The sequence below is a fragment of the Pseudomonas mohnii genome, from assembly GCF_900105115.1.
Taxonomy (GTDB): Bacteria; Pseudomonadota; Gammaproteobacteria; order Pseudomonadales; family Pseudomonadaceae; genus Aquipseudomonas; species Aquipseudomonas mohnii.
Map to the genome: position 1 here is coordinate 6,118,764 of NZ_FNRV01000001.1, position 18,838 is coordinate 6,137,601.

Annotated in this window: 12 protein-coding genes; 7 read left to right on the top strand and 5 right to left on the bottom strand. The window is 58.6% G+C overall.

The features are described from left to right. Positions 1–6: 6 nt before the first annotated feature. From BLV61_RS28590 to BLV61_RS28605, 4 genes are read right to left on the bottom strand one after another with little or no spacing between them, the layout of a single operon-like run. On the bottom strand, positions 7–1,563 hold the full coding sequence (locus BLV61_RS28590) for a class I adenylate-forming enzyme family protein (protein ID WP_090469070.1): 1,557 nt from the start codon (positions 1,561–1,563) through the stop codon (positions 7–9). Further along, on the bottom strand, positions 1,556–2,710 hold the full coding sequence (locus BLV61_RS28595; RefSeq protein WP_090469074.1) for an acyl-CoA dehydrogenase family protein: 1,155 nt from the start codon (positions 2,708–2,710) through the stop codon (positions 1,556–1,558). Before BLV61_RS28595 ends, BLV61_RS28590 begins: the two co-directional genes overlap by 8 nt. 2 nt (positions 2,711–2,712) lie before the next feature. Next, a complete protein-coding gene (locus BLV61_RS28600; RefSeq protein ID WP_090470029.1) occupies positions 2,713–3,915 on the bottom strand; it encodes an acyl-CoA dehydrogenase family protein in 1,203 nt (400 codons plus the stop codon). A gap of 37 nt (positions 3,916–3,952) precedes the next feature. Further along, a complete protein-coding gene (locus BLV61_RS28605; RefSeq protein ID WP_090469077.1) occupies positions 3,953–5,971 on the bottom strand; it encodes an oxidoreductase in 2,019 nt (672 codons plus the stop codon). A gap of 560 nt (positions 5,972–6,531) precedes the next feature. On the opposite strand from BLV61_RS28605, the gene BLV61_RS28610 reads away from it, so the two are divergent. The 6 genes from BLV61_RS28610 (at position 6,532) to BLV61_RS28635 (ending at position 15,782) form a co-directional block, all read left to right on the top strand. Next, positions 6,532–8,250, top strand: a complete 1,719-nt coding sequence (locus BLV61_RS28610; RefSeq protein WP_244159937.1) for a DUF1302 domain-containing protein — start codon at positions 6,532–6,534, stop codon at positions 8,248–8,250. A 38-nt stretch (positions 8,251–8,288) separates the two neighbouring features. Beyond that, positions 8,289–9,668 carry a DUF1329 domain-containing protein gene (locus BLV61_RS28615; protein ID WP_090469080.1) on the top strand — a complete coding sequence of 460 codons (1,380 nt, stop codon included), beginning with the start codon at positions 8,289–8,291 and terminating at the stop codon, positions 9,666–9,668. A 73-nt stretch (positions 9,669–9,741) separates the two neighbouring features. After that, positions 9,742–10,809 carry a WD40/YVTN/BNR-like repeat-containing protein gene (locus BLV61_RS28620; RefSeq protein ID WP_090469084.1) on the top strand — a complete coding sequence of 356 codons (1,068 nt, stop codon included), beginning with the start codon at positions 9,742–9,744 and terminating at the stop codon, positions 10,807–10,809. Between the two features lie 33 nt (positions 10,810–10,842). Continuing rightward, a complete protein-coding gene (locus BLV61_RS28625) occupies positions 10,843–13,347 on the top strand; it encodes an efflux RND transporter permease subunit (protein ID WP_090469087.1) in 2,505 nt (834 codons plus the stop codon). Positions 13,348–13,431: 84 nt separating this feature from the next. Continuing rightward, the gene (locus BLV61_RS28630) at positions 13,432–14,226 is read left to right on the top strand and encodes an SDR family oxidoreductase (protein ID WP_090469090.1); all 795 of its coding nucleotides are present in this window, start codon (positions 13,432–13,434) and stop codon (positions 14,224–14,226) included. Between the two features lie 20 nt (positions 14,227–14,246). Further along, positions 14,247–15,782 carry a class I adenylate-forming enzyme family protein gene (locus BLV61_RS28635; RefSeq protein WP_244159938.1) on the top strand — a complete coding sequence of 512 codons (1,536 nt, stop codon included), beginning with the start codon at positions 14,247–14,249 and terminating at the stop codon, positions 15,780–15,782. Here BLV61_RS28635 and BLV61_RS28640 read toward each other — a convergent pair. Further along, on the bottom strand, positions 15,748–16,386 hold the full coding sequence (locus BLV61_RS28640; RefSeq protein ID WP_090469098.1) for a cysteine hydrolase family protein: 639 nt from the start codon (positions 16,384–16,386) through the stop codon (positions 15,748–15,750). The genes BLV61_RS28635 and BLV61_RS28640 overlap by 35 nt on opposite strands. 121 nt (positions 16,387–16,507) lie before the next feature. Between BLV61_RS28640 and BLV61_RS31955 the strand changes: the two genes are divergently transcribed. After that, positions 16,508–18,835, top strand: a complete 2,328-nt coding sequence (locus tag BLV61_RS31955; RefSeq protein ID WP_090469101.1) for an acyl-CoA dehydrogenase family protein — start codon at positions 16,508–16,510, stop codon at positions 18,833–18,835. Positions 18,836–18,838: the final 3 nt, after the last annotated feature.

Below are 18,838 nucleotides of genomic sequence, written 5' to 3' on the forward strand. Positions count from 1 at the left end.
CTTGTTTCAGTTCGGTTGTGCGTAGAGCTTGCGCAGTTCGATCTTGTTGACCTTGCCGGTGACCAGCTTGGGCAGCGCATCGACCACAATGATTTTTTTCGGCTTCTTGTAACTGGCAATCAGTGACCGCGTGTGCTCGATAAGGGCGTCTTCGCTGGTGCTTTCTCCCTGTTTGAAGGTGATGACCGCACAGACACTTTCACCCCATTTGGCATCGGGAATGCCAATTACGGCGCATTCGGATACCACAGCGTGTTGCAGCAGGGCTTCTTCGACTTCCCGTGAATAGACGTTTTCGCCACCGGTAATGATCATGTCTTTCTTGCGATCGACCAGGTACAGGAAACCATCCTCATCGAAGCGACCCATGTCACCGGTATGGCACCAGCCATCACGCAGGGTCTGCAGGGTGGCGGCATTGTTGTTCCAGTAACCGCGGAACATCGCGCTGCTCTTGGCGAGGATTTCCCCGGGCTGGTTTGGCGGGCACTCGTTACCGTCCTCATCGACCACCTTGGCCAGAAGGTTAGGGTAGGGCTTGCCCACCGAGCCCAGGCGCTTGCGCTCCTGTTCAGTGCCATCGGGTCGGTGTTGGGCCGACGACAACGAGAACATGCAGATTTCACTCTGGCCGAACAGGTTGACGAAGTTGCAGCCATTGAACACATCGATGGCTTTTTTCAGTACCGGCACCGGCATGGGGGCCGCGGAGTAAATGATGGTGCGTACGCTGGAGAGGTCGGCCTGAGTCACGTAAGGGTGCTCGAGCACCATCTGCACCATGGTCGGTGCCAGCAGCAGGATGCTCAAGCGCTCCTTCTCGATGGCCTTGAGCACATCTAGGGGCTCGAACTGACGCTGAAGATAGGCTGCGCCGCCACGAACGTGCTGCGACAGGCTGATGACCATGCCACCCAAATGAAACATGGGCATGACGATCAGGGTGACGTCCGGTTGCTGCATGTCGATCAACCAGGTATCGACCTGAACCAACTGCCGATACTCGCGGTGGCCCCAGATCACGCCTTTGGGTTTTCCAGTGGTACCGCTGGTGTAGATCAGGCAGCAGATGTCTTCTTCGGTAGCGCGGATCGGTGGACCGAGCGGATCGCCAGTGGCGATGAAGTCTTCATAGTCGATTGCCCAGTCGCTCTCGCCATTGATGCAGACAAAGGTCTCCACCGACGGCATTTCATGGCGCAACTGCTCCATGATCGGTAAATACTGCGCTTCGAAAAAGAACAGCCGAGGCGAGCCATCAAGGACAATGCTGGCGATCTCAGCCGGGGCCAACCGGAAATTGACGGGTGCGAGGATATAGCCGGCCCATTGCGTGGCAGCCATGATTTCGCCAAATTCAATCGAATTCATCGAGAGGATCCCGACCCGATCCTGATGCCGCAACCCGGCATTATGCAAGGCCGAGCCGATCAGTTTCGCGCTGGACAGCAGCTCGCCGTGGCTGATGCTTTTCTCGCCCAGAATATAAGCCGGGTCATTGCGATAAAAGCGAGCGCGTTGTTCCAGGTCATCGGCGAAAGACAGTGGCAGATAATCACGCATACAAAGCGCCTCCGATGGGTTGTTGCAGGTTGCCGGCAGCACGGGTCAGGTGGAAATCGCTGTCGCCAAAACGCTTTTCGAAAAGTACGGCTGCCTTGTAGTGATGGCCGACCGCATACTCGTCGGTGGTGCCGATACCGCCATGCAACTGAATGCCTTGGCTGGCAACGAAATAGTGGGCGCGGGCAATGAATACCTTTGCGCCGGACACTGCCTGGCGCCGGGTCTCGACGTCCCCTGAGTCAAACGCATTGATCGCGCTGAACAACATGGACCTGGCCTGGTCGGTTTCCACGAACATCTCCGCCATGCGATGTTGCAGGGCCTGGAATTGCGCCAGAGGCTTGCCGTATTGAACGCGTGTCTTGAGGTAGTCAGCGGTCATGGCCATGACCGCTTCCATGGAGCCAACGCTGGCAGCACACAGCGCCAGAATGGCGCGGTCGAGTCCGGCTTCAATGGCTTGCTGCACGGCCGCGCCGCGCAACAACAGGTTCGCATCGGTGACCTGTACGTCTTGCAAATGCAGATCTGCGGCGCGGCTGCCGTCGATCAGTTCGTAGGTGTTGGCCGTCATCCCCACAGCCGCACGGTCGACCACGAACAGCGCCGTTTCGTTGCTGTCTTCAAGGATGGCGCTCACCAGAAAGCTGTCCGCTACGCCGCCATGGAATACGCGGTGCTTTTGGCCATTCAAGGCCCAGCCATCGGCGACACGTCGGGCGCTACTGTGCAGTTGCACCTGGTATTCATTGCGAGCGTCTTGTTCCTGATGGGCGAGGGCCATCACGGTTTCACCGGTGGCAATCGATTCAAGCAGACGCTGGCGTTCGCCGGTATTGTCACTTGTGCCGAGAATGCTGGCGCAGAGCACGGCGGTGTCGACCACCGGCTCGAGCAGCAGGCCATGTCCCAGGGGTTCCATCAACTGCGTCAGCTCGAAACTGCTGGCGCCCACGCCACCGTCTGCTTCGGCGATGTCCAGCGCCAGCCAGCCCATGTCGGCGAATTGCTGCCAGTGTTTGCGTGAGAAATGGGCACCGCTGGTAACGGTGTGGCGACGCTCTTCGAATACATAGCGTTCGCGCATGTAGCGCTCGGCACTTTCGGCCAACAGCTTGTGTTCATCAGTGAGTTCGAAATTCATGGTCAAAACCCGAAAGCCAGTTTGGCAATGATGTTCTTTTGTACTTCCATGGCGCCGCCAAAAATGGTGCAGGCGCGCAAGTACATGAGGTCTGCGGTGACGCCGGGAACATGGCCTGGCCACAGCGGATCGCCCGTCGGGTCGGCAAACGCCTCGTCGCGGCTGTAGACCCGCAGACTGCGCTGTCCCAACGCGTCGCTCATCAGCTCGGTGAGTTTCTGTTGCAGGGATGAACCGCGCACTTTCAGTACCGACGCGCAGGCAACAATGGGGTGGTGGCTGGGGGCCTCATGCAGCACGCGCAGCACTGACCATTCCAGCGCTTCAACCTCCAGGCGTACGCCGGTGAAACGCCGCACGAATTCGGGATCTTGAAGCAGCGGCAAGCCATTCTTGTGCTCTGCGCCGGCAATCAGGCGGATGCGCTCAAGGTCAGCGCGGGCCTTATAGATGTCGGCGCTGGAGGTGCGCTCGTTGGACAGCAGGAACTTGGCCTGGGACCAAGCCTGATTGACTTCACCGATAATGTTTTCCCGCGGGACCCGGACGTTGTCGAGGAACACCTCGCAGGTTGAACCTTCACCGTTGATCATCGGGATCTGCCGCACGGTGACGCCAGGTGACTTCATGTCGATGATCATCATCGAGATGCCTTTTTGCGGGCGGTCACTGTTTTCCGTGCGCACCAGGAAGAAGCCTTGCTCGCAGTACTGACCTTCAGTGGTCCAGAGTTTCTGGCCGTTGACCACGTAGTGGTCGCCGTCGAGCACGCCCTTGGTCTTGAGTGCGGCGAGGTCGGACCCGGCACCGGGCTCGGAGAAGCCCTGCGCCCACATTTCATCACCATTGAGGATCGGTGGCAGGTAGCGTGCTTTTTGTTGCTCGCTGCCGTAGGTGTAGAGCACCGGGGCAAGCAGGCGCAGGCCTTGCCAGCGCAGCTCCGGGGCGCCGGCCAGTTTGCATTCGTACTCGAAGATGTGCGTCTGCAGATGGCTCCAGCCGGTGCCGCCGTATTCGACTGGCCAGTGTGGTGCGGCCCAGCCTTGCTCGTTGAGCACACGGTTCCACCAGCGCCGGTCATCTTCATTCGGCGGATGCATGCCGGTGCGGCTGCGGCGAATCACATCATCGGTCAGTTTGTCCTTGAGAAAAGCCCGGACCGACTCGCGAAAGGCCAGGTCCTCGGGGGAGAGCGTCAGTTGCATGATGGTTTCCTTGGGCAAGATCCGGTTCGGTTGAGCATCAGCACGCCAGCGGACGCAGCGGCGCATCGCTGGCGCACAGCCCGAGTACGGTCTGATAGGCATCGTGGACGGCATCGCCGATGCGTCCGCCCTTGCGCGCATCGCCGATGGTCGCGACGGCAAGACCCGCCTCGAGCAAGTGATTGAGCAAGGTGTCATCGGGTCTGCGTCCCTGGGCGATCAGTACGCCGAGGGTCTGCAATTCACTGTGTTCACCGTCGTTGTGTTGCAATTGCACGCGGCCGTCTTCGGCAATGGCGACGATGCTGCTGTTATCGATGATGCGGATACGGGGGTTGCTGGCCAGACGCGTATTGAGCACGCCGCGATAGATCACCTCGGCCGAACGCGCGAGTTGTTTGGCCGGCGAACGGCTGACCAGTACCACGGCATAGCCTTTTTCACTCAGGAGCTCGGCGGTTTCGCAGCCCGTCTCGCCGCCGCCATAAACCAGCAATGGCAAGGTGTCGTCGACAGCGGGGAAGTTTTGCGTATGCCCCATCAGCAACTCATAGGCGTCGCGTACATGGCTTGAGTCGATGCCCTTGATCGGCAGGCGCAGGGCTCTGCCGCCGATTGCCAGCAACACGATGGCTGGTGCGCCCGGTCCGGACAGGGCGCTGGCATCGACATGACTGTTGAGGTGGACCTTTACGGCGCTTTTATCGAGCTGGCGAATCAGGTAATTCAAGTACCAGGTCAGCTTGTCCTTGAACGGCGGTGCGGCCGAGGCGATCAGGCCGCCGCCGAGTTCGTCACGGCTCTCATGGAGCTCGGTGGCGAAACCGGCTTGCTGCAGCATCAATGCCGCGGCCATGCCGCCAGGGCCACCGCCGACGACAACTGCGCGTTGGCCGCGAAGGTTGCCAGCGTCAGGCAAACGGTCGAGTTCATGACCGCTGCGGGGGTTCTCGGCACAGCCGATGGTGCCGTGGGCGCCGGAACTGATGGCGACGCAATAGTTACAGGAGGTGCAGGGGCGTATATCCAATGCAGCATCACGCCGTGCTTTATTGGCCCACTCGGGATCGGCCAGCAGCGGGCGACCCAGGGCGATCATGTCGGCATCACCGTCACGTATGGCGTTTTCCGCCGTTTGCGGCCAGCGAATCTGCCCGACGCTGATGACCGGTACATTGACCGCTTCGCGGATGCGCCGCGAATAGGGCAGGCGCCAGCCTTCGGGGGTCGACATGGGCTCGATGACCTTGTCAAAACTCGTCCAGCCCAATCCCATGGACACATGCAGCGCGTCGACACCGGCAGCCACCAGTTTCGGCGCGATACGCACCATGTCGTCGATATCGAGACCCTTGGGGGTGAACTCGTCTGCCGAGAGCCGATAAATCAACGGGCGGTCGCCGATGCTCTGGCGTACTCGTTCGATAACCCGGCGTGGAAAGTTCAAGCGACGCTCTTCATCGCCACCCCAGGCGTCATCGCGGTGGTTGCTGTAAGGCGAGAGGAACGACGTCAGCAAATAGCCATGGGCGCCGTGCAGTTCAAAGGCTTGATAGCCGGCCAGTACGCCCAGCTCCGCACTTCGCCCGAAGCATTCGATCAGGTGTTCGATTTGAGCTTCGGTCATGCCGCGGGCGACCAGGCGTGAAGGGTCGGAACGCGAGGAGATATCGCTGGGTGCCCAAGGCATGCCATCGGTCACCAGCTCGCGTTTGGCACCCTGGCCGCCATGCTGCAATTGCAGGCACGCCACTGAACCGGCGCCGGTGATGGCTTCCACCAGGCGCTGATGCCCGGCTACAAACGCCGGTGTTTCCAGCGTCAGCTGACGGTGCTCGGAGCGACCACTGGCAGCATCCACACAGCAGAACTCCACCACGATCATGCCCGTGCCGCCTTCAGCGCGCTCGCGATAGAAGGCGATCTGCTGTGGCGTTACCTGGCCGTCATGGCCGGCCAGATTAGTCGACATCGGCGCCATCACCGTGCGGTTGGGAATGTCTAGATTACGCAAGCGTATGGGTTCGAAAAGATGCGGATAGGGTGCGGTGGACATCAGCTGGCTCCTGGCTTTTTTGCTTTTCGCACGCCTGCCCGGAGGGGGCTTGGTGAGGTCGCATGAAAAAGCCGCTTGGTTATTGTTATGCGGTAAAGCTGACAATATATCAGTTATTTTTCGAATGCCAGTGGTTATTGTGTTGCATTTGACTGATGGGGAGGGAGGGCTCGTGAATCCGGGAAAAAACACTCGTCCATTTGGACGATTTCGTTGCGGTTTACTCACATGACAGGCGGTGCCGCACGGGTATTTAACTGTCACTCCGTAATGAAATGATTCATGGATGAAGGTCTTTTGTTTCATTAATATGTTGATAAATAAGTAAAAAAACATGTAACAAAAAAAATCTGGAGAAAACGTCTTGCCAATAGCTGATGATCTGTTAGTTTGTGGCTTAGCGGTTCTGAAGGATCGTGATTGACAGCGTCAAGGCCAAATGCTCTATTTGCGCTCGCCCTTGCTGCAGTCATTTGGTCTTCGTGCCCAGTGTCTAGGCCCTCGGTTGCAGAGGGTCATAGCCGAAAATAAGAAACCGATTCGAATCGGAGAGGCAGGCAGTGAAAACAACCACAAAACGCAGCGTTAGCGGTCGAAGTGTCAGTTCCATTAAACCGGTCTATGTGTCTTGTTCAATTGCGTTGCTGCTGGGGGCAGCTGCTGGCAACGAAGCGTTGGCGTTTGAAGTCGAAACCGGCAACCCTGACGTTAGCGTCCGTTGGGACAATACCGTTCGCTACAACGCCGGCTGGCGGATGGAAGGGCGCAATGACGATTTTGATAAATCGCCGTTCTACGACGATACGGAGCACAAGTTCGATAAAGGCGACATGGTCACCAATCGTGTTGACCTCATCACCGAACTGGATGTCGCGTGGAAGCAGAAGCATGGTTTCCGCGTCAGTGCTGCTGGCTGGTATGACGATGCTTATCAGGACAGTGCAGAGCCCAATCCGAACCTGGTAGGTAGTGGCAACTACAACAACAATCACTACAACGGCTATGCCAATCGCTACATCGCCGGGCCATCCGGTGAATTCCTTGATGCCTTTGTGTTCACCGGGTTTCAACTCGGTAGCGTAGGGGTCAACCTGAAGGCCGGTCAGCACAACGTCTACTGGGGCGAATCGCTGTTTACCCTCGGTAACAGTATCGCTTACTCCCAAGGTCCGGTTGACACCATCAAGGCTGCTACTAGCCCTGGTGCGGAAGCCAAAGAGTTGTTCCTGCCTCTCAAGCAAATATCCACGGATATCCAGCTGACTGACGAACTTTCGTTGGGTGCGCAATACATGCTGGACTGGAAGCCGTTTCGCCTGGTGCCAGGTGGTACCTACTTCTCGAATGCTGACGGAGCACGGTCCGATCTCGGTTCGGCTGCTACGATCTTCAAGATTCCCAATGGAGATGACATCGAGCCCGACAGCCACGGTGACTTCGGCGTGAACCTGCGCTGGAGCCCCTACTGGCTGGAAGGTACCGCCGGGGTCTACTACCGCAAGTTCGGTGAGAAGTTGCCGTGGAGTTTTACCCAGGTCGGTATCGTGCAAGTGGCGCCAGGCCGTTTCGCTGGTGTGCCCAACGCCATTCGTTATAACTATGCTCGTGACACCGAGCTGTATGGCCTGAGCCTCACCAAAAACCTCGGTACGGTCAGCGTGGCGGGTGAAGTGTCCTACCGTAAAAACACAGCGTTGAACTCGGTGGCGGGTTACACCGTGATTTCCACGGGGGATGCCAGTTACTCCCAGGCCGAAGGGGCACGCGGCGACAGTTACCATGCCTTGATTAACGGCATCTACCTGCTCCCTCGCACCGCCCTTTGGGAGGGAGGTACGCTTCAAGCTGAGTTGACTTACAACAAGCTGGACAAAATCACCGAAAATGAGGCGCGTTATAACGGGCGTGGTCATGGCTGCGTGACGGCTTACAGCAAGAACTGCGCAGATGATCACTCGGTCGGTACGCAAGTGGGCTTCACCCCTGAGTGGCCGCAACTGTTCCCGGGCTGGGACGTATCGATGCCGGTCACCTGGGCCTACGGCATTGACGGCAATAGCCCGACGCTGGGTGGTACCAGCGAAGGTGCTTACAACTACTCGGTGGGTATCAGCGGCAAGTGGATGAATTTGCACAACTTCACCCTCAAATGGATAGACTCGCATGCCGATTACAAAAACAATCCGGCTCGCGGCTACGTCACCAGTGACTACACGAACGGCGCAGCGGTGCAGAACGACCATGGCTGGCTGTCGTTCACTTACAAGACGACCTTTTGATTAGCTTCCCTTTACCTGCCTGATGTGAGGGTTCATCAATGAATTACAAGAATATGATGGTATGGGGGGCGGCAAGCCTTCTGTTTGCAGGCCAGGTTCTGGCCGCACCCACCGATGAAGAGATCAAACAACTGGGGACCAGCCTTACGCCGCTGGGCGCAGTCAAAGCCGGCAACGCCAATGGCACCATTCCCTCCTGGGAAGGTGGCTTGTGCACGGCGCCCGCCGGCTACAAGCCGATCATGGGTGACAAGGGCGGCTCGCCGTATGTCGATCCGTTCGCCAATGAAAAACCGGTGTTGAGCATCACTGCTGCCAACATGGCGCAATACAAAGACAAGCTCGACGTAGGTACACAAGAGCTGTTCAAGCGCTATCCAGACAGCTACCGCCTGGATATTTACCCGACTCATCGAACGGCCTGTTATCCGAAGTGGGTCTACGACAACACCATTTCGCGGGTGAAGAATCCGCAACTGGTCGGTTCCGCACCTGGCCTGATCAACGCCCATGCCCAGTATCCGTTCCCGATTCCCAAGAACGGTTACGAGGCCATGTGGAACGCCAGCGTCAAGTTTGAACTGCCCTATTCCGAAGGTACCCAGGCGGCTTACCTGATCGATAACAACGGTGGCGTGACCTTGACCAACGTTCAGAAGATCGAGAACCGTAACCTGTTCTGGGATAACACCATCGACAAGGTCCCGGACAATCAGCCGTTCTGGGCATTGATCGCCAATACCATGTCACCGGCCGCATCGGCGGGCGTCAAACAGATGCGTCATGCCTTCCTCAACACTTCCGAACGGGACAACATGGCATGGAGCTATGTGCCTGGTCAGCGTCGTGTACGCCTTGCTCCTGAGTTCAAGTACGACACGGTCAGTACTTCCAGCGGTGGCGTGCTGTTGTTCGATGAGATCAACGGCTTCGACGGCAAGATGGACAAGTTCGACTTCAAGCTGGTGGGCCGGCGCGAGATGTACGTACCGTACAACGCCTACAAAACCTGGGCGGCCGATCCTGTAGCGATTAACACGCCCAAGCATTTGAACCCGGACTACCTGCGCTGGGAGCTGCACCGTGTTTGGGAAGTGGAGGCAACGCTCAAACCTGGCGAGCGCCACGTACAGAAGGTCAAGCGTTTCTATCTGGACGAAGACAGCTGGAGCATCCTGACTTACGTCGCTGAGGATCAGTCCGGCAAAGTTCACCACTTGATGTACCAGCCTGCGGTTCAACAGTACGAGAAACCCGGTTATCGCAATGGTCAGTACGTGCTCTATGACATGACCAAGAACGTGTACTCCAACGGCTCGCTGATGGGGGCACCGAAAATGACCGGTTTCTACAAGGTAGATCCTTACCCAGCCAACTACTTCTCATCGGGGGCTTTGTCCGGCTCCGGCGTACGCTGAACCCCGGGAAGAGTCGAGCACCTGGTGCTCGGCTCTTCGAACTCACCTGGCTCAGTCGTGCTGTGAGGATGAAATGGCAACTGTGCGTTATATGTTCGTGCTGGTGGCAGCCCTGGTCACAGGGTTGTCGAACCCGGTGAATGCCCAAACCGACTTCACCGATCCCCTGGAGCGCCCGGCATCGTCTGTGGGCAATTTGGCCGGTGCTCATCTCAATAGTGTGACCACGGCGGGCGAGCGATTGATCGCGGTGGGAGCGCGCGGCCTGATCATTGTTTCCGACAATGCCGGCGCCAGCTGGACCCAGGCCTCATCACCCGTCTCAAGCGATCTGTTGGGCGTTCATTTTCCAACGGCAAAGCAAGGTTGGGCGGTCGGCCATGATGGCGTGATCCTGCATAGCAGTGATGGCGGAAGTCATTGGGTCAAGCAATTCGATGGCGTGGCGGCGAGCAAGATGTTGACCGAACACTTTGACAAGTGGGCGGCTGCCGGTGACGAGTCAGCTGTCAGCTTTCAGGAAGGGGTCAAGCTCAATTATCAGGACGGTCCGGAACAGGCGCTGATGGGTGTCTGGTTTTCCGACGAGAACAACGGCTTGGCCGTAGGGACCTTTGGCACTCTGCTCGCCACCCACGATGGAGGCAAAACTTGGGAGTCCTGGATGGAGCGCTCCGACAATCCAGAGTTCCTGCATTACATGGCGATTTCTGGAAGCGGCGAGCAGGTTTATATCGCTTCTGAGCGCGGTGTTGTCTTCAAGCTGGATCCTCGGGCGCAACGTTTCGAGCGTTTAGAAACCGGTTACACCGGGAGTTTTTTCAGCATCAAGGTGACACCGACAACGCTCGTTGCCGCAGGCCTGCGGGGCACGGCATTCAAATCCATGGATGGCGGCACCACATGGCAACCCTTGCCCACTGGAATCAATGTGGCGCTCAGCGATGTGCAGAGTCTGCCTGATGGCCGTTTTCTGCTGGCCGGGGTCAATGGCAAAGTCGTTATCAGTGATATCTCGGTGAGCAGCTTCAAACCCTTGACGGTGTCGCGTCCCGGACGGTTTACCAGTCTGACCGAGCTCAAGAATGGTAAAGCCATCAGCGTTGGTTTTTCCGGGGTACGGGAAGTCACTGTGCAATAGGTGCCGACGGCTCCAGTCTTTTCAGAGGCAAATATGGTTGATTTGAAAGCGCTGCAAATGCCCGTCATCGCGGACCCTGCCGACTTCGACAAGAACAGCGGCAATTGGCTCGAACGGCTGGTATTTAATCATCGCATCAGCGTGATCCTGTTTTGCGGGCTGCTGACGCTGTTCTTTGGCTGGAGTGCGCTCAAGCTTCCCGTCAACACCAGTTTCGAGAAAATGATTCCGCAATCGCACCCCTATATCCAGAATTATCTGGAACACAGGGATGCACTGCGCGGCATGGGTAATGCGACCCGTATCGTGGTCGAGAACACTCAGGGCGACATTTTCGACAAGGATTACCTGCTCGCCTTGCAGAAGGTCAACGACGCCGTCTACCTGATGTCGGGTGTTGACCAGGGTTGGATGCGCAGCTTGTGGACCAGCAGCCTGCGATGGACTGAAGTCACCGAGGAGGGCTATCGCGGCGGCCCGGTCATTCCCGACCGCTGGGACGGCAGCCCGCAATCGATGGACCGCTTGCGTGAAAACATTAACCGCGCGGGTATTGTCGGCAGCTATGTGGCCAACAACCTCAAGTCGTCGATGATTTTTGTGCCCTTGCTCGACATCAATCCCGAAACCGGCAAGCCACTCGATTACGCGCAGTTATCCCGGCAACTGGAAGCGCAGGTGCGCTCCCTGGAAACCGATACGATCAAGGTGCACATCATCGGTTTCGCCAAGATCGTCGGCGACTTGATCGACGGGCTGTATTCGGTCATGGCGTACTTCGGTTTTTCGGTATTGATTGCTACCGCTCTGGTGCTCATCTATACCCGATGCCTGCGCAGCACCCTGTTGCTGGTGTTTTGCGCTTTGCTTGGCGTGGTTTGGCTTTTGGGGCTGCTCAGCGTGCTGGGCTATGTGCTGGACCCTTACTCGATCCTGGTACCGTTCCTGATTTTTGCCATCGGCCTGTCCCATGGTGCGCAGAAGATGAACGGCATCATGCAGGATGTGGGGCGCGGGACTCACAAATACGTGGCTGCCCGTTATACATTCCGTCGACTGTTCATGGCTGGCTTGACAGCGTTGCTGGTCAATATCGTCGGCTTTGCCGTATTGATCATCATCGACATTCCTGTGATCCGTGACATGGCCCTGACCACCAGTCTGGGCGTGGCGATCCTGATTTTTACCAAGCTGTTTCTGATCCCTGTGCTGCTGTCGTATTTCGGCGTCAGCGATCACGCAGCCAAACGCAGCATTCAGACGTCTGAACAGGTGGAGTCAGGCCATAGCCCGATGCAACGACTGCGTGTAGGTCTGATCCGTTTGACGGAGCGCCGTCCCGCCATGTTCGCTGTTGCAGGGGCGGTAGTGTTGGCAGGGGGAGGGCTGATGATCGGGCACCATGTGCAGTTTGGCGACCTCAACCCGGGTGCGCCTGAGTTGCGTCCTGAGTCGCGCTATAACCGCGATGTGGCTTTCGTGACGCAGAACTACGGCCTGTCCACCGACCAGTTCGTGGTCATGCTGAAAACTCCGGCAAACGGTTGCACCGAGTTCGCCTCGCTCACTGAAGCTGATCGACTGAGTGCCCGTTTGCGCGAATTGCCAGGTGTGCAGACCACGTTTTCGCCGGCCGATGGTATTCGCCTGACGACCTCCGGGCTGTTCGAGGGCAACCCCAAATGGCAGACCATCCCACGTAACGCCAGCAACCGCACACAGGCGTTCAACATGTTTGCCACCGACCGTCCGGAATTGGTCGATCGCTTCTGCGTGATCACTCCGGTGATTGCCTACCTGTCAGACCACAAGGCGGCGACGCTGGAGCGTGTGGTCAAGGAAGTGGAAGCCTACAGCGCGCAGTACAGCACCGAGTCGCGCACGTTTCTGCTGGCAGCGGGTAGCGCCGGCATCGAGGCGACAACCAACATTGTGGTCAAGCGCAGTTTCTGGACCTTGCACCTGGTGCTTTACGGTGCTGTGGCATTGCTCTGTTTCATCACTTTCCGCAACTGGCGAGCGGTCGTTGTGGCACTGATCCCGTTGATCATCACGTCTATCCTCTGTGAGGCGCTGATGGTGATGCTGAACATTGGCATCAAGGTGGCGACCTTGCCGGTCATCGCGGTTGGGGTGGGCGTCGGTGTCGACTACGCGTTGTACCTGCTCAGCGTGCAACTGGGCTTGCAACGGCACGGCATGACACTGGCGCGCTCGTATGAGGGATCGCTGGATTTCGTCGGGCGGATCGTGGGCCTGGTCGGCCTGACAATGGCCGCCGGGGTGATTCCGTGGATCTGGTCTCCGATCAAGTTCCAGGCCGACATGGGGATTCTGCTCAGCTTCATGTTCCTCTGGAACATGGTCGGCGCATTGGTATTGATCCCGGCACTGTCCTACTTCCTGTTGCGCACGCCGGCGGACAAGGTCGACGGTGAAAAGGTAGAGGAAAGCGCAACGATCGATGACCCGATGGCGGTTCTGGAATCGCCGGACGGCGCAGACAAACTCGCCGTCAAACTCCGCACTACGGCCTGAAAACCAGTCATGCACGGGGCAGATTTATCTGCTCCGTGCTTACGTGCACCTTTTGACAATCTGCGGATGTACCGGAGTCTACTGATGAATTTGGGTCTGGAAGGAAAAGTCGCGTTTGTTTCCGGAGGCAGTAAAGGCATCGGACGCGCCTGCGCGCAACTGCTGGCCGCTGAAGGTTGCAAAGTCATGGTTGCCGCACGCAACAGTGATGCAATCGAGCAAACGGTGGCGGCGTTGCGTGATGCCGGTGGCATTGCCAGTGGCGTGATTGCTGACCTGACCCGGCCTGGCGATGTGCAACGAGCAGTGGGGGTGGCACGGCAGACCTTTGGCTCGCCAGACATCGTCATCACCAATGTGCACGGTGGAGAGCCCAGCGATTTTCTTGATGGGGATGCCGATGCCTTTCTCAATGCCTTTCAGAACCTGGTAATGAGTGTCGTGCACCTGGCGCGAGCAACCGTTCCGCATATGCGCGAGCAGCGCTGGGGACGTTTGTTGACCATAGGCACGGCCGCGGCCAAGGAGCCGGCGCCAGGCTTGAACCTGATGGCTGCAACCACCGCACGCGCGGCGGTCGTCACCTTGAACAAATCCCTGGCCGATGAGTTCGCCGTCGATGGCATCACCGTCAACACGCTCGCCACGGGGTGGATCGCAACGACCACGATGCTCGAAGAAGTAGGGCGCATGGCCAGGGAGCGCGGTATGGCCCCCGACGCGCTGCTGCAGCGCTTGACCAAGAGTATTCCCGTTGGCCGCGCGGGCGATCCTCAAGAGATCGCCTCGCTGGCGGTGTACCTGTGCTCCGCCCGGGCGGGTTACATCAATGGTTGCCTTATTCCTGTCGATGGCGGCAGCCATCGCAGTGCCTGGTAGTTAGCTGGAGTTGAATGCCCATGACCCTGTTGCACGCCCCGACCCTGTGGCAATTGCTGGAACGGCGCGCGGAACTGACGCCGCAAGCCCCCATGCTGATCGATGGCCGCAAACACTTGCATATGACCTTTACCCAGGCACTGGATATTGCCGAGCGCTTGGCCGCGGGCTTTTACGAGCTCGGTATCAGTGCCGGCAGTCGGGTCACCTGGATGTTGCCCACAGGCTTGCCGGCCGTTATGACCGCCTTGGCCCTGGCGCGCCTGGGTGCTCTGCAGAACCCGATTATCTCGCTGTACGGTGAACGCGAGGTTCACGGTGTTCTTGAGGGAAATCGTTCGGAGTTCTTGCTGGTGCCCGATGACGGCGAGCGTGATTTTCCGGCGATGGCCGAACGCCTTTGCCAGCAGCTCGAGCGGCCGCCGCAGGTGATTGTCATGGGCAATCACCTGCCACGTGGGCGGGCGTCAAGTTTGCCGCCACCCCCCAGCGACGGTCAGGCCGTGCGCTGGGTCTATTACACCTCGGGCACGACCTCGCAACCCAAGGGCGCTTGTCACACGGACGACAGCTTGATGATCGGCGGGCGGAACCTGGCCAGATCAATGAGCGTCAGTGCCGCCGATGTCGGCAGCGTCGCTTTTCCGTACGCCCACATTGGCGGTGCGATGTACACCACCATGCTGCTGGCTTCGGGCATGAGCGCTGTATTGCTCGACCGCTTTCAGGCCGAGGAAGCTGCTGAAATCTATCGCCGATATGCCGTGACACTCGCTGGCGGCAGCACAGCCCATTACCAGCTATTGCTTGCTGAACAAAGGCGCAATGCTCAAACACCTTTATTACCCGAGATGCGCGTGCTCTGCGGTGGGGGCGCTCCCAAACCGCCAGAACTCTATTACCAGGTCCGCGATGAGATAGGGTGCGGTCTGATTCATAACTACGGTATGACCGAAGTCCCGTTGATTTGCGCAGGCTTTGAGACCGATACGGACGAGCAGTTGGCCAATGCCGACGGCATACCCATGCAGGACATCGAATTACGGATTATCCGCTCTGACGGCAGCCTGGCAGGGGAGGGTGAATCGGGGGAAGTCCGGGTGCGCGGTAAGGCGGTGTTCAAAGGTTATACCGACCCTGCATTGAACGTGGTGTCATTCGATGACGACGGTTTTTTCCGAACCGGCGATCTGGGCATGCGCCGCCCCGATGGTCGTATCGTTCTGACCGGGCGGCTCAAGGATGTGATTATCCGCAAGGGTGAGAACATTTCGGCCAAGGAAATCGAAGACCTGTTGTTCACCCATCCCAAAGTAGCAGCGGTAGCGGTCATCGGCCTGCCGGATGAACTGCGGGGTGAGCGTGTCTGCGCCGTCGTCGAACTGAAGCCGGGTGCTGCGGCATTGCAGTTCGAGGAGATGGTCGACTTCTTCATGCAGGCCAAGGTGATGCGGCAGAAGATTCCCGAGCAACTGGAAATCGTTGAGCAACTGCCGCGCAATCAAACCTTGAACAAAATTCTCAAGCACGTCCTGCGTGAGCAATACGCTCACTGAGCGCCGCAATGACCGACTCGCTGCCGCTCAAAGTGCTGTAGAGCGGCAGCAGGTTGCTGACGATAAAGTCGTGGCTTTGCGGTGTGGCACCGGCGATGCAGTCCTCGGGTACTACGACCTGATAACCCAGGTCTGATCCGCACAATGACAGGCCCGAAATGGCCACGTTGGTTGAAACACCCACCGGCACAAGGGTCGTCACCCCCATGTTACGCAAGATCGAATCCAGGTCGGTGCCGTGAAAACCCACCAGGCTGAAGCTGCGTGCATGCACGATGTCCGACTCGTGAGGTGCCACTTCCGGCACTGACTTCACGTCCTCTGAACCAACAATCATTCGGTTTTGCTTGGTCGAGCGGGCAATGATCACGCTGGTGCGCGGCAGGTCGACATAACCCGGGCGATGCGCCACGTGAAGGTGCAATACCGGCAGTCCGGCGGCCCTGAACGCCTCCGCCAGGCGGGCGATGCGCGGTAGCACACCACGTTGCTGAACCTGCTCTGCAAGCCCTGGAAAGTCAGACAGTTCAGGGTCGATGACACCCCGCTGGCATTCGCTGATGAGCAGCGCAGGGCGTTTTCCAGCTTCAAATCCTCTAGGCATGAATTCCTCTCTGACAGATTGGCCACGACGGGCAGGTTGAAATAGTGGTTGACACCGGCTGAGTATAGAATGAAAACTGACATAACGTTAGTTAATTGATTTAAACGTTCAGGAGTCTCTGATGGGAGTAATTGCGGATCAATCGCTGTCAGCCATGCTGCGCCAATCGGCCGATGACTTTCTGACAGGATCGCACAGCCCATCGCGCTTGCGGGGCTGGATAGGCCGGGCGCGACCGGTGGAATCATCGTTATGGCACGACATCGCCGCGTTAGGCTGGACCGGGTTGCTGCTGCCGGAGGCACTGGGTGGCAGTGGCCTGGGCTTGCGCGAGGCGACAGTCCTGTGCGAGGTGATGGGGGAGCGCTTGTTCGCCGAGCCCTTTGTGGGATGTTGTGTGATGCCGTCACTGTTGCTCACGCAGGCGGACAATGGCCCCGCCACCGAGCAATTGGCCGCCTGGCAGGTCAGTGGCGAACGCCTGCTGGCCCTGGCCTGGCAAGAACAGGCCGGGCAGATGGATCCGGACCTGATCGAGTGCCGGGTCGATCAAGGCCGGCTCAGCGGGCGCAAGGTCTTTGTGCTGGGGGCTGAACAGCAGTCAGTCTTGCTGGTGTCTGCCCTCGAACACGGCCAACCGGTGATCGTCGCCGTTGCTGCGAATGCCCCAGGCGTTCGTGTTGAAGCCTTCGCGGCAGGCATCGGGGCTCAGTACCATGTCGACTTCGATCAGGCGCCTGTGCTCTTTGAACAGGCACTGCTCAGGGGGCAGCCGGCGCTCGATGCCTTGCAACTCAGCCTGGCAGGTGGACGTATTGCCCTGTCGGCGGAATTGGCGGGGCAGGCAGCGGGTTGCCTGCAACAGACTCTGGATTTCGTCAGCCAACGGGTGCAGTTCGAACGCCCGCTGGGCACCTTCCAGAGCATTCAACATCGCTGCGTTGACCTGAGCATCGAACAGACGCTGGCGAAGGCCAGTTTGCAGCATGCGCTGACCTGCCATGAGCAGGCACCTCTGACGCAGGCCAGTCAGGCCGCTATCAGTGCCGCTAAGGCGCGATGTGCTCAAGCCGCCATCCTGACCGGCAAGCAAGCCGTGCAACTGCATGGCGCAATGGGTTTTGCCGAGGAAGTGGACATCGGCCTGTACTTGCGGGCGGCGATGTTCGGATCGGCCTGGTTAGGGTCGGTCTGGGATCACCGCCGTCAATTTGCGAAGCTCACTGGCGAAAATCCTATTGAAGCGGCGCTAGAACCCTTCGAAGCGTCGAGCTCCAGTGATCCTCGCGAGTGGAGCGACGAGGAGTTTCGGGCACGCCTGCGTGTCTGGCTGACGGAGTTTTACCCCGAACATTTGCGGCAGAACGATCGCCGGCCATTCCTGCGCCTGCGCGGCGACGACCTGACCGGCTGGCTGCGCTTGCTCAATGATCACGGCTGGCGTGCGCCTGCCTGGCCTCGTGAATACGGTGGCATGGGCATTTCCTTTCGTAAGCAGCTGATTTACCAGCAGGAGATGGAACGCGCGGGTGTCGGGCGGATTATCGACAACGGTGAAACCCAACTCGGTCCGACCATCATCAAAGGTGGTACCGAGGAGCAACGTGCACGCATCCTGCCAAGGATCCTGGCCTGCGACGATATGTGGTGCCAGGGCTATTCCGAACCAGGCGCGGGTTCCGACCTGGCCAGCCTGCGTACCCGCGCAGATCTTGACGGCGATGAGTTCGTCGTCAATGGACAGAAAATCTGGACCACTCACGCCGCTGAATGCAGCCATATCTATGCGTTGGTGCGCACCGGCAAGTTTGAGAAAAAACAGCAGGGCATCAGTTTTCTGTTGATCGACCTGAGTGCTCCGGGTGTCAGCGTCCGGCCGATCGCCAACATTGCAGGCGAAGACGAGTTCTGCGAAGTGTTCTTCGACAACGTTCGCGTTCCGGCCAGCAACCTGTTGGGCGAACTGCACCAGGGCTGGAGCCTGGCCAAAGCGTTGTTGGGCCATGAGCGGATCTGGCTGGGCAGCGCGGCGATGGCTGGCAGTGCGCTGGAACTGGCTGGGCGGCTTGTGACGGAAATGGGCCTGGCCAATGACCGTGGCGTGCTCGATCGACTGGCTTGTTTGCAAGCGGACCTGCATGACTACCGACTGTTCTACGCGCAAATCTGCGATCGCATCGCCGAAGCCGATGAACAACCGGGGCCGGAGGTTTCGATGCTCAAGGTTTACATCTCGGAGCTGTTGCAACGCATCACCGAATTTTGCGCGGAAATCGCCGGTGATTTTGGCGGCATCGTTGGCGACGTTCAGATCGGCTCGCTGCTGACCGACTTGCACTGGCCGTTGATGATGGCGCGGCCCGTATCGATCTATGCCGGCGCCAATGAGGTCCAGCGCGACATTCTGGCCAAGGCTGTCCTGAAACTGCCCAGTGCCCCTCGCACCTGAGGC